The organism is Vibrio sp. 99-70-13A1 (genome assembly GCF_013114625.1).
Classification (GTDB): Bacteria; Pseudomonadota; Gammaproteobacteria; order Enterobacterales; family Vibrionaceae; genus Vibrio.
The window spans coordinates 1-14,722 of the sequence record NZ_VTXD01000023.1 but is presented as its reverse complement, the minus strand read 5'-3'; the positions used below and the strand labels follow the sequence as shown (position 1 = coordinate 14,722).

Below are 14,722 nucleotides of genomic sequence, written 5' to 3'. Positions count from 1 at the left end.
CCTATTCTCTGTGATACGGATGATTGGCTGTGATACTCCAAGCTCGGTATAAGCTTTCTGCCATAATAACGCGCACTAATGGGTGTGGAAGCGTTAGAGCAGAAAGAGACCAGCTTTGATCTGCTGCAGCTTTACATGCAGGAGACAGTCCTTCTGGACCACCAATCAAAATAGACACATCGCGAGCGTCTAATTTCCAGTTTTCAAGTTGTTCTGCAAGTTGTGGGGTGTCCCACTTCTTACCTGGGATATCCAGAGTCACAATGCGGTTGCCTTTTGGTACAGCGGCTAGCATTGCTTCTCCTTCTTTTTGTAAGATACGAGCAATATCCGCATTTTTTCCGCGTTTACCAGCTGTGATTTCAATTAGATCAAGTGGCATATCGTGTGGGAAGCGTCGGCGATATTCTTGAAAGCCTTCTTCAACCCATTTTGGCATTTTAGTGCCAACTGCGATTAGCTGTATCTTCAAAACTTAGCCCCAAAGCTTTTCTAGTTGGTATAGCTCACGGTGCTCTGCTTGCATTACGTGAAGCATGCTTGTACCCATATCTAGTACAACCCACTCACCTTCTTTTTCTCCGTCCATGCCTAAAGGATCTAGGCCTGCTTTCTTAACTTCATCTGCAACGTGCTGTGCAATGGAAGCTACGTGACGTTTCGATGTTCCAGTACAAACGATCATGAAATCTGTAACGCTTGATTTGCCTTCTACGTCGATAGTAACAATAGACTCGGCTTTCATGTCGTCGGCTTTATCAGCAAGAAAATCTTTTAATTCTTCACGTAACACTTGGTGTTCCTTAAATCTTAATACAATATTGTTTGGATCATACCATGCTTTTAAGCTGGGTATGGTATCGAAGCTGATGGGAGACAGAACTCCACGCTCAACTGATGAATTAGTGGCCAAGGAGAATGCTCGTATTGCGTTTTTGCATACAATTCAGCTTGGGTTAGCAAAGCAAACAATGAGTGTAGCTGTTTATGCGACACCCTTGTTAACGCAGTGTTATAAAGCGCTTTCTTAGATTGCCATATACGGTATTTATCAAAGACCTGTCCGATTGGCATCTGTTTCAATTGCTGTTGCATTTGCAAAAGAAGAGTTAGCTCTCTTTGTAAGCTACGCAGTAAAATCACAGCTTCTACGCCCTCTGCTTCAAGTTGGCGGAGTATACGCTGAGCACGGTTTCCTTTTCCAGCAAGAAGTGCATCTATCCAATGAAAAGGTGTGAAATGGTTGTGCCTACTGAGTGATTCTTCTAAGCGAACAAGCGTGAGCTGACCATCTGGATATTGAAGCGCTAATTTTTCTAAGCTTTGAGTGAGCGCAAATAAGTTACCTTCGTGCCATTGAGCCAGCATTTGAGTGGCTTCAGCATCGGGAGATAAACCCATAGCGCGGCAACGAGTCTGAACAAATTGAGGCAGGCGCTGAGCATCGGGTGTTAAGCAGCTGACCCAGTGACCTTGGTTTGATAAGGCTTTAAACCATTTCGCGTTCTCTTGAGCTTTCGTCAGTTTAGTGCCGACTACAATGAGCATAATGTCGTCGTGTAAATGATCTGATAGCGCGAGTAACTCTTTTGCAATAGAAGCATTTACACCAGATTCTGGTAACTCTAATTCAATGATCTGACGGCTGGAAAACAAACTTAAAGCTTGAGTGCAGTCGTAGACTTGATTCCAGTCCATACTGTTATCAATTGCAAACCTATGACGTTCGTCAAAACCTTGTTGCTTTGCTGCTATTTGGATAGCTTCTCGGCTTTCTTGAAGTAGAAGAGGCTCATTCCCAAAGATAAGGTAAACCTGACTCAGTTGCTTATTGAGCTGTTCGGTTAAGCGGTCGGCAAAAATACGCATCATTTGAGCCTATTATTGGTTTGATTCAGTTGAGCCAGGCGTAACTTCAACATTTTTAATGTTGTACTGTTTTTCTAGCTCTTTCACCTGAATTTGCTCAAGCTCTTCTAAGTTCATTTCATTTGCTGCAATGTTGGCCTTTAAGCGCGCCATTTGACGAAGAAGCTGGGTTGCCGCTAATTTACGCATTTCATCTTCAATCATGTCGCGTTCTTCAGATTTAGCTAAAGCGGTTAACGGGTTATCTAGGTAACTACGAGTCACACTGGTCGAGAATGTTTTTTCACCCAGTTCCGGTATTGTCACGCGGTAAGAAGCATTAAACGTCAGTTCTTTTTCTGCTGCACGAGTATTTTGATAAAGGGATAACGTTCGCTCGCTAATGGTTTCACTGATCAGATGCAGATTTGGTGTAACACTTGATGGGGGAACAATATCTACATCATTCATACGCAGTTGGCCTTTGACCATTCTCGTGAAGGTGCTGTATTGGTCGTAGCTGGATACTGAAATCTTGTTAAGTTCTTCTGGCACTGAATAGTCGCCACGTAAGTGGAAGCCGCACGCACTAAGCAAACTGGCAGTTAAAACAATAACAGTAACTTTGAATGAAGATAATGAAATCAGGCGCATTATTTTATGGCTCTCATGAAGGTAGAATACTTATTTAAGTGCTTTAAATATTAGACATGTTTTAAAGCACTTAAATAAGTAGACAGGGCATAAATACCCTGTCTACAGACAGCTAAAAATGAAATAAGTTCGTTTTAAGCTGTTTAACTAAATTCGCTCAATACGATTAGTTAGCAACGATATTAAGAAGCTTACCAGGTACGAAGATAACTTTACGAATCGTTAAGCCATCTAGGAACTTCTTGGCATTCTCGTCGTTTAGACCAAGCTCACGAACTTGCTCTTCTGTTGCGTCAGCTGCAACTGTTAGTTTCGCACGTAGCTTACCGTTGATCATTACAACGATAGTCTTCTCGTCTTCAACTAGCGCTTTCTCATCGAAAGTTGGCCATGTAGCTGAGTCTACGTTTGATTCACCTAATGCGATCCACATTTCGTAAGAGATGTGCGGAGTCATTGGGTAAAGCATGCGAACTACTGCTTTCAGTGCTTCATCAAGGATTGCACGATCTTGTGCTGATTCTTGAGGAGCCTTCGCAAGTTTGTTCATTAGCTCCATGATCGCAGCGATTGCCGTGTTGAACGTTTGGCGACGGTCGATATCGTCCGTTACTTTAGCAATAGTCTTGTGAACGTCACGACGAAGCGCTTTTTGATCACCAGATAGAGCTGAAGGATCAACAGATTCAGCAGCACCTTTAGAAGAGTGAGTGTGAACCAGTTTCCAAACACGCTTAAGGAAGCGGTTTGCGCCTTCAACGCCAGACTCTTGCCATTCAAGGGTCATGTCTGCAGGTGATGCAAACATCATGAATAGACGGACAGTATCTGCGCCGTACTTGTCTACCATTTCTTGTGGATCAATACCGTTGTTTTTCGACTTAGACATTTTGATCATGCCTGAGTGTTCAACATTACGACCTTCGTTATCCACTGCTGTTTCGATACGACCTTTACCATCACGCTCAATCGTTACGTCAGTTGGAGCAATCCATTCCTTCGTGCCTTTCTCGTTCGTGTGGTAGAACGCGTCAGCTAGAACCATGCCTTGACATAGAAGTTGCTTGAACGGTTCATCAGATGTCACGTAACCCGCATCACGAAGAAGCTTGTGGAAGAAGCGAGAGTAAAGCAGGTGCATACATGCGTGCTCGATACCACCAACGTATTGGTCAACTGGCAACCAGTAGTTTGCTTTCTCAGGATCTAGAATGTCGTCAGCTTGTGGTGAACAGTAACGTGCGTAGTACCAAGAAGATTCCATGAACGTATCAAATGTGTCAGTCTCACGTAGAGCTGGTTCGCCATTGAATGTTGTTTCAGCCCAAGACTTGTCTGCCTTGATTGGGCTAGTCACACCATCCATCACCACGTCTTCTGGAAGAATAACTGGCAATTGGTCTGCTGGTACTGGGTGAACTTCACCATCTTCAGTGGTTACCATCGGGATTGGAGCACCCCAGTAACGCTGACGAGATACACCCCAGTCACGTAGGCGGAAGTTTACTGTCTTCTTACCTTTGCCTTCCGCTTCAAGTTTCGCAGCGATTGCATCGAATGCTTCTTGGAATGCAAGACCATCGAATTCACCAGAATCGAACAGTACGCCTTTCTCTGTATAAGCTGCTTCAGAAACATCTAGCTCAGAACCATCTTCTGGCTTGATTACTGGAATGATATCGATGCCGTACTTAGTTGCGAACTCGTAGTCACGTTGATCGTGAGCAGGAACCGCCATTACCGCACCTGTGCCGTAATCCATAAGAACGAAGTTTGCTACGTAAACAGGAACAACACGACCGTTAAGAGGGTGGATAGCCGTTAAGCCAGTATCCATGCCTTTCTTTTCCATCGTTGCTAGTTCTGCTTCAGCCACTTTAGTGTTACGACATTCTTCAACGAATGCTGCAAGCTCTGGATTGTTCTCCGATGCTTTCTCTGCAAGTGGGTGACCTGCAGCGATACCCACGTAAGAAACACCCATTAGTGTATCAGGACGAGTTGTGTACACTTCTAGTGGCGCTTCTTCACCGTTAACAGCGAAAGATAGCTCAACACCTTCAGAGCGACCGATCCAGTTGCGCTGCATGGTCTTAACCATTTCAGGCCAACCTTCCAGGTTGTCTAGATCGTCTAGTAGCTCTTGAGCGTACTCAGTGATTTTAATGAACCACTGTGGAATTTTCTTTTGCTCTACTGGAGTGTCACAACGCCAGCAGCAACCGTCTTCTACTTGCTCGTTTGCAAGTACAGTTTGGTCATTTGGACACCAGTTAACAGAAGAAGTCTTCTTGTAAACTAAGCCTTTTTCGTAAAGCTTAGTGAAGAACTCTTGTTCCCAACGGTAGTACTCAGGAGTACAAGTCGCGAATTCACGTTTCCAGTCGTAACCAAAGCCAAGAAGCTTAAGTTGGTTTTTCATGTACTCGATGTTTTCGTAAGTCCATGGTGCCGGAGCTGTCTTGTTTTTTACTGCTGCGTTTTCAGCAGGAAGGCCAAACGCATCCCAACCGATAGGTTGCATTACGTTTTTGCCTTGTAGACGTTGGAAGCGAGATACCACATCACCGATCGTGTAGTTACGCACGTGACCCATGTGCAGTCGACCACTTGGATAAGGGAACATAGAAAGACAGTAGAATTTTTCTTTATTTGGGTCCTCACTTACAACGAAGGTTTCGTTGTTGTCCCAGTGTTGTTGAACCTTTTGTTCAATCTCTTGCGGGTTATATTGTTCTTGCATCGATGGTATCCGGTTATCTTGGAATTTGTGAGTTCGGTTAGAACAGAATCTTACAGATCGTCATAGAATACCTAAAGGAACGTAGTACAACAATAGTCAATGCTATGGAGGTGGCTTATGCCTAAGAAAAAAGCGCTTTATGAAGAGTTAATGGAAGATGTAATAGAGACACTCAAACATAGCCCTGAAGAGTTTAACAATAAGCTAGATACCTCTAGCCAACTTGCTAAAGCCGCCAATGACATGACTAAAGATGAAATATCACTCATTTCAGCTTATGTTAAATCGGATCTTAAAGAGTTCTCTGACAGCTATGAAGAAAGCAAAAGTGGTCCATTTTATTTGATGATTGCAGATTCAGTTTGGCAGGGTTTACTCGATATTACTGATAGGACCAAAGTTGAATGGGTTGAACTCTTCCAAGACTTAGAGCATCAAGGTTTGTACCAAAGTGGGGAAGTCATTGGTTTAGGGACGTTAATTTGCGATGAATGCGGGCATCAAACCGACTATAACCACGCGACTCAAATTATTCCTTGTACTAAGTGTCACTCAACAGCCTTTACTCGAAAAGCTTTAAAGCCTTAGTCTTTTAATGCAGGAATGCAGGAATGCAGGAATGCAGGAATGCAGGAATGCAGGAATGCAGGAATGCAGGAGCTAAGAGCTCAGATATAAAGCTAATCATATAGAAACGGCTCCTAGAACTTGGTTTGACCATGTACTAGGAGCCGTTTTTTGATCATTTTATGTAGTGACCTTTTTCCGGTGGTTCATAAAAGCAATCACCATACTTAAAGCTACCCAGATATAGAGAGGCCAGGTACCGACTATTCGATAAGGCGTTTGCCCGTCAGTTGAGGTTAACTCCGCTTTTAAGATTGCGGTTTCAAACTGCGGTACTTGCTCTATGATTTTACCTTTGTGATCAGTTACGGCTGTTACGCCATTGTTTGTCGAACGAATAACAGGCTTACCCAGTTCTAGGGCTCTCATTCTCGCAATTTCCATATGCTGCAAAGGACCAATCGAGCGACCAAACCAAGCATCATTTGAAAGAGTCAGAATGAAATCCGTGTCATCGGTAATATTTTGTCTGACTTGCTCATTAAATATGATTTCATAACATAAAGCTGGAGCAAGATGACGACCATTCGCGACTACATTTTCTTGAACAAAATCGCCACGGCTAAAAGAAGACATTGGCAAGTTAAAGAACGGTGCTAATGGGCGCAGAATATCTTCAAAGGGTACAAACTCACCAAAGGGCAATAAATGGTGTTTGTGGTAACGTTCGTTTGGATCGTAAGTGTAGTCACCGTAAGGGTTAACCCCTAGCGAGAGAATACTGTTGTAGTACTTACTGTCATCTGACTGATTCAATACTCCAGTGATGATGGCGCTATCATTCATTTTAGCCGCGCTATCTAGGTTCCTTAAAAAGGATGGTATTTCTAGCTCGAAAGCAGGTATTGCGGCTTCTGGCCAAATGATGATGTCAGCATCCCAGTTTTGGCGACTGGCATCCGTATATTTCATGATGGTTGGCCAGCGTTGGCTTGGTAACCATTTCAAATCTTGGTCGACATTACCTTGAATGAGCGCAATAGAAGTTGTCTTCTCAGGATTAGGGGTTACCCAATCAACATTCCGAATGCCAAAACCCGCACTTAAAATAACCATAGGGATCAAAAGTAGCGACCACGATTTATTTATGGCGCTGTAAGCAATAGCGGATGCCGAAATAATAATAGCGAGTGTGATTAGTTCAACACCGCCAATCGGTGCAAATGAGCCCATAGGGGCATCAATTTGGCTGTACCCCAGCCAGAGCCATGGGAAGCCTGTCATTACCCAACCACGTAACCAGTCAGTGATTAACCACAGAGCAGGGGCTGCAAGAAAGAAGCGAGATAAATTATTGCTTGGGAAATATCGATTAAGCCCCCAAGAAAAAAGACCTGAGTAAATGGCGAGGTAGCCAACGAGCAGTGCCATTAAGAAAAGATTGGCGGCAAGTGGCATTCCACCAAAGCCATCAATACTGACATAAACCCAGCTGATACCAGAAGCGAATTGACCAAATCCCCATGCGTAGCCTATCCATAATGCACTCCTAGCACTTTGATTGTTAATAAATAATAGAAGCAGGGCAGGGCTAAGAATGGCAATCGGCCAGATTTGATAAGGAGCGAACGCGAGGGTTGTTAAAGCGCCAACAAAAACGGCCGCAAGCGGCCGTAGTAGGCGATGAGTAAATAGTTTAGTCATCTAATTTTCTTGTCTCTTGATACAGAGAATACGTTATTCTTCGACCGTTGGAAGAGGTTGTTCGTCAGGGATAGTGACTTGGAGTTGAATGACTCGTCGATTATCTGCTGACATTACTTTGAAATGGTAGCGTTCAAGTTCTACTATTTCACCGCGAGTGGGTAAATGACCAAATGCAGTCATAACCATGCCACCCACTGTATCCACTTCGTCATCATTGAAGCTCGTATTAAATGTCGAGTTAAATTCTTCAATGGTCGTTAAAGCTTTTACAGAAAAAGTATGCTTACTTAACTTGCGGATATCGAGCTCTTCTTCGTCGTCAAATTCGTCTTCAATTTCACCAACGATTTCTTCGAGGATATCTTCAATGGTTACTAGACCAGAAACACCGCCAAATTCATCGACTACGATAGCCATGTGGTAACGCTCTTCGCGGAATTCTTTCAACAAGCGATCAACTCGCTTGCTTTCAGGAACAACCACTGCTTGGCGTATCACTTGCTCTATGTCGAATGGGGCACTGTCTGAGCCTAAATACTTAAGTAGGTCCTTCGCTAATAGAATGCCTTCTACATGGTCTTTGTCTTCACTAATCACTGGGTAGCGAGAGTGCTGAGCATCAGTAAGAAGACCGATTAATGTATCTAAATCATCGGTGCGTTCAACTGTAACCATCTGAGAGCGAGGTAGCATAATATCGCGTACTCGCATCTCGGATATTTCCATTACACCTTCAAGCATATCTCGGGTGTCATGGTCAATAAGGTCATTAATTTCAGAGTCGCGGATTACATCTACAAGCTCTTGGCGATCTTTTACTTCACCTTGAAATAGTTGGCCTAGGCGTTCAAAGAAGGACTTTCTACTCGGACCTTCAGATTTTTTACTTCCCTCAGATGAGGGGGGGATACCTTCGTTCATGATTTCTCAAAAAATAACGCTATCAAATGTGTGATAGCACACATAACAACTCAGATTCTTATGATTCATTATAAGTTCGATGAGCTATTGTTTCTCTGCAATTTACTTTACTAGAATCAATTTACTTTTCTAGAATGTAAGGATCTTCAAAACCCATATCTTGCATGATTTCTGTTTCGAGTGACTCCATCTCTTCAGCGTCGTCATCGTCAATATGATCATAACCTAGCAGATGGAGACTGCCGTGTACAATCATATGAGCCCAGTGTGCTAGCAGAGGCTTATTTTGCTCTTTAGCTTCTTTTTCGACTACTTGCTTACAGATAACAAGATCACCAAGTAGGTCGATTTCAAAACCCGGAGGCGCTTCAAAAGGAAAAGATAACACATTGGTTGGTTTATCTTTTCCACGATATTCGTGGTTTAGCTGGTGGCTTTCTTTAGTATCAACAATACGAACAGTTAGTTCAGCATCAGGCTGAAATGCAGTGATCGTTTTATCAAGCCAAAGTTGTATATCTTTCTCTGTTGGAAGATCTTGTTCATTTTCGACTGCAAGTTGCAGATCTAGTTCAATAGACATTGTGTATCACCTTGTTCCAGCTTTTATCATTTTATTCTGCTTTGCAGATTTATATTTTGTATCAATCGGTAACGTTACGTCTATTGCGGCTCGTTATTTTTAAAACACAAACTCCATGAACCACAAAGAGATTTATTTATGGTTCATGTTAATCCTACTCATTCACAGCTTTACTCATCAATGAATGAGTCATCATTAGACCGATTTATAAACTTGTATCCGATTGAGCGTGTACTGTTTGAGCTTCTACTAACTTTGCTTCGCGTTCTTCACGTCGACGTTTTTCAGTCTCTTTACGTTCTTTCTGATCTTTGGCTTCCCATTTTTCATAAGCGTTGACGATACGAGCAACCACAGGGTGGCGAACGACATCTTCAGACATGAAGAAGTTAAAGCTAATGTCATCCACTTCACTAAGCACTTCAGTGGCGTGGCGCAGACCTGACTTAGCACCACGAGGTAAGTCGATTTGAGTAATATCACCCGTGATTACCGCGCGTGAATTAAAACCGATACGGGTTAAGAACATTTTCATCTGTTCTACCGTAGTGTTTTGGCTCTCATCAAGAATGATAAATGCATCATTCAATGTTCGACCACGCATGTAAGCCAATGGTGCAACTTCAATCACGTTACGTTCAATCAGCTTCTCAACACGCTCGAAGCCAAGCATCTCAAACAGTGCATCGTAAAGTGGACGTAAATATGGGTCTACTTTTTGGCTTAAATCACCCGGTAGGAAACCAAGTTTCTCACCGGCTTCAACAGCAGGGCGAGTCAGTAGAATTCGACGAACTTCTTGACGTTCAAGTGCATCGACAGCTGCCGCAACGGCTAGGTAAGTTTTACCTGTACCTGCGGGACCAATACCAAAGGTGATGTCATGGGTGACCATGTTCATTAAGTATTGTGCTTGATTTGGCGTACGAGGTTTGATGACGCCTTTTTTTGTCTTTATGGTTACTTCTTTACCGTAGTCAATTTCAGACTCGGCGTGCTGCTCCAAAATGCCAGACTCAGTGATCGCCAGATGCACTTGTTCTGGTTCGATATCGATTATGTTGCCTTTGACAGGAGCGGTTTCCACATAGAGGTGCTTGATGATGTCTAAAGCTGCGGCTGTGGTGTGAGGCTTACCGACAATCGTGAAGAAGTTGCTACGGTAATTAATCTCAACACCGAGACGACGCTCAAGGTGCTTGATGTTGTCATCGAATGGTCCGCATAAACTTGCTAAACGCTTGTTGTCTGCTGGCTCTAGATTTATCTCTAAGGTAACGGTTTTATTGCTCAAATTAGCCTCTCATTTTGTGCCACTCACTCTTAAATATAAAAAAGAGCAAAAAGCCCGATTTAGACCGGGCTTCTGATGGTGATATCCCTATTTCTAAGATGGTCACTTAGTTAGGTAATTTCAAGCTTTGTGTTTGCGCTTTGTGCTCAAACAGTTGTATTGGCTATGGCGTAAATGTCGCTACACCTAGCTCGTCTTCACGTTTGGTTTTTTCCATCATTTCTGTTGGAGTCATTACAACGCGTAGACCCATGTCTTTTTCAGTACGAACTAACTCACCACGCAGCGAGTTTGTGTATACCTCTGTGATCTTCACATCTACGAATTGACCGATAAGATCAGCAGAACCTTCGAAGTTCACAACGCGGCTGTTTTCTGTACGACCACGAAGTTCCATTAGGTTCTTTCTCGATGGACCTTCAACAAGAATACGCTGCTCTGTGTCTAGCATTAGACGAGAGAAACGCATAGCTTGTGTGTTTACTGTCTGTTGCAGTTCCCACAGGCGATCTTTTTTCTCTTGTGCTGGAACATCACACGGGTAATCTGCTGCTGGTGTACCTGGGCGAGGAGAGAAAACAAAGCTGAAGCTCATATCGAAATCAACTTCTTTAATTAGCTTCATTGTATCTTGGAAATCTTGCTTAGATTCACCAGGGAAACCAACAATAAAGTCCGAGCTGATTTGAATACCAGGGCGAGCTTTACGCAGTTTACGAATAATTGATTTATACTCGATTGCAGTGTGAGGACGCTTCATCATAGTAAGAATGCGGTCGCTGCCACTTTGTACTGGTAGGTGAAGGAAGCTCACTAATTCCGGTGTGTCTTTGTAAACTTCAATGATGTCGTCACCAAACTCAAGCGGGTGGCTTGTCGTGAAACGAATGCGGTCGATACCATCGATAGAAGCAACGAGACGAAGAAGTTCTGCGAATGTACAGATATCGCCTTCGTGAGTTGGACCACGGAATGCATTTACGTTTTGACCCAGTAGGTTAACTTCACGTACACCTTGCTCTGCTAACTGAGCAACTTCGAAGAGTACATCGTCCATTGGACGGCTCACTTCTTCACCACGAGTGTACGGGACAACGCAGTAAGTACAGTACTTAGAACAACCTTCCATGATAGAAACGAACGCAGTTGCGCCATCCGCTTTTGGTTCTGGCAGGTTATCGAACTTCTCGATCTCAGGGAAAGAGATGTCCATTACTGGCTTTTCGTTAGACAGCGATGATTTAATCATTTCTGGTAAACGGTGCAGTGTTTGAGGACCAAAGATAACGTCAACGTATGGTGCACGTTGACGAATATGATCGCCTTCTTGAGTAGCAACACAGCCACCCACACCGATCACCACACCTTCTTTTTTATCTTTTAGTGTTTTCCAACGACCAAGCTGGTGGAATACTTTTTCTTGTGCTTTTTCGCGGATAGAACAAGTATTCAGGAGTAGTACGTCTGCTTCCTCAGGTACTTCAGTTAGCTCATAGCCATTTGCAGCGTTAAGCAGGTCAGCCATTTTTGATGAATCGTATTCATTCATCTGACAGCCCCAAGTTTTAATTAGCAGTTTCTTACTCATTTTTTGTTCGCTCGATCGTTAGTTTAATTTAAGGGAGCAAATCGCCCAGTGTATATCCGCTTAGCCTAACTATAATCTTTATAAATTTCTTTGTTATAGCAGACCGCTCAGCGGCAAGCGGCGTATTGTACTGGTTTAAAAACCCACTGACTAGTGATTGGCTCAAATCTATTTAACGCCAAACTAGGTAAGGGCTTTGACCATATGGGAGATAAGGTTTTGGGTTACAATTTGGTTATGAGAACGTACAATTAAAAACAGTTAATAAATCAGATTGATAAAGTACCAATATGAATACTTATGACATTGTAGTTGTCGGCGGCGGCATGGTTGGAGCGGCAACCGCAATAGGCTTTGCTAAACAGGGCATGAAGGTTGCGGTGGTTGATGGTTTATCTCCTAAACCTTTTGAAGCATCACAGCCTATGGATATTCGAGTTTCGGCTATCTCACAAGCGTCTGTCGATTTGCTCAGTGCATTAGGCGCATGGGATGTGATTGAGTCGATGCGAGTTTGTTCATATAGTCGTTTAGAAACTTGGGAACATCCAGAGTGTCGAACACGGTTTGATGCTGAGTCTTTAAAATTACCACGTCTAGGCTATATTGTAGAAAATAGGCTTATTCAATTAGGTTTATGGGCTCAGTTTTGCGCCTACGATAATTTAGAACTATTGTGTCCTGAAAAACTCGATGCTATTGAATTTGGTGAAACCAACATAGTTAAGCTTCAATCAGGTGCCCAATTGTCTGCTAAATGGGTAATAGGGGCTGATGGAGCCAATTCAGCAGTTCGACAGCAAGCTGGAATTGGTATTACTGCTTGGGACTACCGACAACATTGTATGCTTATCAATGTTGCAACAGAATTACCCCAACAAGATATTACTTGGCAGCAATTTAATTCCTCTGGTCCTCGTTCGTTTCTTCCTCTTCCTTCACTAATGGTTTCTGAAAAATCACAAGGACAAGGTTCTTTGGTTTGGTATGACTCACCTTCAAGAATTCGCCAGCTTTCAAACATGGGTAAAGAGCAATTGAGAACTGAAATTATGTCTCATTTTCCACCTGAACTTGGTGACATTCAGGTTCTTCAGTCTGGCTCTTTCCCTCTTACCCGCCGTCATGCACAGCAATACTCAAAAAATAACTGCATTTTGGTGGGAGACTCTGCTCATACTATTAATCCATTAGCTGGGCAGGGTGTGAATTTAGGCTTTAAGGATGTGTCTGTATTATTAGAAATCAGCCAAGAGAAGGGCGGCTTATCTGATTTAGTGGCACGGCGTTATCAAGCTCGTCGTCGCGGCGATAATCTATTGATGCAAGGAGGGATGGATTTTTTCTATAAGACCTTCAGCAATGATATAGGACCATTAAAATTTGTGAGGAACGCTGCGTTAAAGGTAGCGGAACAGTCAGGACCAATTAAAGATAAAGTATTAAAATATGCATTAGGCCTTTAATACTTAATTAAAAGTTGCTTTAGATATTGTCAGGAGAGCGTTAGCTCTCCTTTTTTGTATCTTTAATCAGAGATGCAGACAGGAGCGTCAAGTGTGAGTGAAGACTGGGTGTAATAAAGAGCCCCTGAGTCTTTATCAATTTTAAATGACGCTAAATTGTTTGAATACTGGTTGGCTGCAACAAGCCAATTACCATCTTGAGTAATCAAGAAATCTCGTGGAAATTCCCCTTCGGTAGGGTAGCTACCTATAAAATCAAGCTTCTGACTCTGTGTGCTTATTTTAAAGCAACTTATCTCTGATTGATGTCTGTTTGAAACATACAAAAACCTTCCGTCAGGTGAGATCTTTATCGCTGCCACAGCTTCACCTTTTGTCGCTCGCGGGAGAGAGTCTACTTCTTGAATCGGCTCCCAGCGACCATGTTTTTTGCTCAAAACTAAGATTGTTTCAGATAATTCACACGCCACATAGCATGTAGTTTCTGTTTTGTTGAATATTAAATGTCTAGGACCGCTGCCTGCAGGTGCGTCAATTGTCTGTATTGGCTGTTTTAAAAACTCATCCTGTTCTTCATCGAAGCAATAAAAACTAATTTGATCAGATCCTAGATCTACGGTGACAAACTGAGATTCAGATTCTAAAAACGCACATTGATGTGCATGTGAGCTCGTCTGCCTTTCAGGATGTGGTCCCTTCCCATTTGATGAGAGCGTCAATAAATTTTTATCTATACTGCCATTGATCTTAAGGCTAAATATGTCGAAGGATCCTGAGGAGTACTGAGATGTAATTATATATTTTCGATCTGAAGATATCGCAATATGACATGGATGATCACCAGAAATGGCTGTAGAGCTTACTTTGATTGAAGACCTAGCTCTTGGAACATGTAGAAGTTTTGGGCTAGATTGTTGGTCAACTTCTGAAATAGCGTATAAGCCTAGATGAGTGGAAAGTACAAAAGAGGGATTTCTGCAGGCTACCGTTAATTCTAGTTCAGAAAGTACACCTGTATTTAAATCAAGTAATACTTGGTAGATACCTTTGCTCTTACTTGGGGAGTCGGTGTAACATCCGATATTTAGGGGGATACTTTTCATTGAATTCACTCTTTTGTATGTGAACGCTATTGTCTAATAAAAAGCAGTCGTTGATGAGTTAAAAAGTATGAATTATTAGTGATGTGTATTACAGATTTACTAGATATCAGATAGAAGAAAACCCAGCTAAAAAGCTGGGTTTCTAATAATGGTGCGGTCGGAGAGACTTGAACTCTCACACCTCTCGGCGCCAGAACCTAAATCTGGTGCGTCTACCAATTCCGCCACGACCGCAGCAAATCTTTATA

Annotated in this window: 13 protein-coding genes and 1 tRNA gene; 2 read left to right on the top strand and 12 right to left on the bottom strand. The window is 42.7% G+C overall.

All coding sequences use genetic code 11. The features are described 5' to 3' along the window. Position 1: 1 nt before the first annotated feature. From rlmH to leuS, 5 genes are all read right to left on the bottom strand, one after another. Complete coding sequence (rlmH, locus tag F0226_RS14570; protein WP_171736319.1) at positions 2-472, bottom strand: 23S rRNA (pseudouridine(1915)-N(3))-methyltransferase RlmH; 471 nt, start codon at positions 470-472, stop codon at positions 2-4. A gap of 3 nt (positions 473-475) precedes the next feature. Beyond that, positions 476-793 carry a ribosome silencing factor gene (gene rsfS, locus F0226_RS14565; protein ID WP_137374874.1) on the bottom strand — a complete coding sequence of 106 codons (318 nt, stop codon included), beginning with the start codon at positions 791-793 and terminating at the stop codon, positions 476-478. A gap of 50 nt (positions 794-843) precedes the next feature. Further along, the gene (gene holA, locus F0226_RS14560) at positions 844-1,869 is read right to left on the bottom strand and encodes a DNA polymerase III subunit delta (RefSeq protein WP_171736405.1); all 1,026 of its coding nucleotides are present in this window, start codon (positions 1,867-1,869) and stop codon (positions 844-846) included. 12 nt (positions 1,870-1,881) lie between these two features. Further along, positions 1,882-2,502: an LPS assembly lipoprotein LptE gene (lptE, locus tag F0226_RS14555; protein ID WP_171736318.1), complete on the bottom strand. Its 621-nt coding sequence runs from the start codon at positions 2,500-2,502 to the stop codon at positions 1,882-1,884. A 166-nt stretch (positions 2,503-2,668) separates the two neighbouring features. Continuing rightward, entirely contained in the window at positions 2,669-5,245 is a 2,577-nt protein-coding gene (leuS, locus tag F0226_RS14550; RefSeq protein ID WP_171736317.1) for a leucine--tRNA ligase, read from the bottom strand. A gap of 117 nt (positions 5,246-5,362) precedes the next feature. On the opposite strand from leuS, the gene F0226_RS14545 reads away from it, so the two are divergent. Further along, positions 5,363-5,833 carry a zinc ribbon-containing protein gene (locus tag F0226_RS14545; protein WP_171736316.1) on the top strand — a complete coding sequence of 157 codons (471 nt, stop codon included), beginning with the start codon at positions 5,363-5,365 and terminating at the stop codon, positions 5,831-5,833. A 159-nt stretch (positions 5,834-5,992) separates the two neighbouring features. Here F0226_RS14545 and lnt read toward each other — a convergent pair whose 3' ends face one another. The 5 genes from lnt to miaB all read right to left on the bottom strand — a co-directional run bounded on the left by lnt (position 5,993) and on the right by miaB (position 11,905). Then, positions 5,993-7,516: an apolipoprotein N-acyltransferase gene (gene lnt / locus F0226_RS14540; protein WP_171736315.1), complete on the bottom strand. Its 1,524-nt coding sequence runs from the start codon at positions 7,514-7,516 to the stop codon at positions 5,993-5,995. 33 nt (positions 7,517-7,549) lie between these two features. Continuing rightward, positions 7,550-8,440 carry a CNNM family magnesium/cobalt transport protein CorC gene (gene corC / locus F0226_RS14535; RefSeq protein WP_171736314.1) on the bottom strand — a complete coding sequence of 297 codons (891 nt, stop codon included), beginning with the start codon at positions 8,438-8,440 and terminating at the stop codon, positions 7,550-7,552. Between the two features lie 121 nt (positions 8,441-8,561). After that, positions 8,562-9,023, bottom strand: a complete 462-nt coding sequence (gene ybeY / locus F0226_RS14530; RefSeq protein ID WP_137374867.1) for an rRNA maturation RNase YbeY — start codon at positions 9,021-9,023, stop codon at positions 8,562-8,564. Positions 9,024-9,228: 205 nt separating this feature from the next. Beyond that, positions 9,229-10,317 (bottom strand): PhoH family protein, encoded by a 1,089-nt coding sequence (locus tag F0226_RS14525; protein WP_171736313.1) that lies wholly within the window; start codon positions 10,315-10,317, stop codon positions 9,229-9,231. 163 nt (positions 10,318-10,480) lie between these two features. Continuing rightward, complete coding sequence (gene miaB / locus F0226_RS14520; RefSeq protein ID WP_171736312.1) at positions 10,481-11,905, bottom strand: tRNA (N6-isopentenyl adenosine(37)-C2)-methylthiotransferase MiaB; 1,425 nt, start codon at positions 11,903-11,905, stop codon at positions 10,481-10,483. A 290-nt stretch (positions 11,906-12,195) separates the two neighbouring features. Between miaB and F0226_RS14515 the strand changes: the two genes are divergently transcribed. Continuing rightward, positions 12,196-13,371, top strand: coding sequence for a 2-octaprenyl-3-methyl-6-methoxy-1,4-benzoquinol hydroxylase (locus F0226_RS14515; RefSeq protein ID WP_171736311.1), 1,176 nt, complete (start codon positions 12,196-12,198; stop codon positions 13,369-13,371). Positions 13,372-13,433: 62 nt separating this feature from the next. Here F0226_RS14515 and F0226_RS14510 read toward each other — a convergent pair whose 3' ends face one another. Further along, complete coding sequence (locus F0226_RS14510) at positions 13,434-14,474, bottom strand: lactonase family protein (RefSeq protein WP_171736310.1); 1,041 nt, start codon at positions 14,472-14,474, stop codon at positions 13,434-13,436. A 149-nt stretch (positions 14,475-14,623) separates the two neighbouring features. Further along, a tRNA-Leu gene (locus F0226_RS14505) sits at positions 14,624-14,708 on the bottom strand. Between the last annotated feature and the right edge of the window lie 14 nt (positions 14,709-14,722).

Coding starts and splice junctions, on each gene's coding strand:
- F0226_RS14510 (WP_171736310.1), bottom strand. CDS start 14,474: ATGAAAAGTATCCCCCTAAATATCGGATGTTACACCGACTCCCCAAGT.
- ybeY (WP_137374867.1), bottom strand. CDS start 9,023: ATGTCTATTGAACTAGATCTGCAACTTGCAGTCGAAAATGAACAAGAT.
- holA (WP_171736405.1), bottom strand. CDS start 1,869: ATGCGTATTTTTGCCGACCGCTTAACCGAACAGCTCAATAAGCAACTG.
- lnt (WP_171736315.1), bottom strand. CDS start 7,516: ATGACTAAACTATTTACTCATCGCCTACTACGGCCGCTTGCGGCCGTT.
- leuS (WP_171736317.1), bottom strand. CDS start 5,245: ATGCAAGAACAATATAACCCGCAAGAGATTGAACAAAAGGTTCAACAA.
- F0226_RS14515 (WP_171736311.1), top strand. CDS start 12,196: ATGAATACTTATGACATTGTAGTTGTCGGCGGCGGCATGGTTGGAGCG.
- F0226_RS14545 (WP_171736316.1), top strand. CDS start 5,363: ATGCCTAAGAAAAAAGCGCTTTATGAAGAGTTAATGGAAGATGTAATA.
- lptE (WP_171736318.1), bottom strand. CDS start 2,502: ATGCGCCTGATTTCATTATCTTCATTCAAAGTTACTGTTATTGTTTTA.
- miaB (WP_171736312.1), bottom strand. CDS start 11,905: ATGAGTAAGAAACTGCTAATTAAAACTTGGGGCTGTCAGATGAATGAA.
- corC (WP_171736314.1), bottom strand. CDS start 8,440: ATGAACGAAGGTATCCCCCCCTCATCTGAGGGAAGTAAAAAATCTGAA.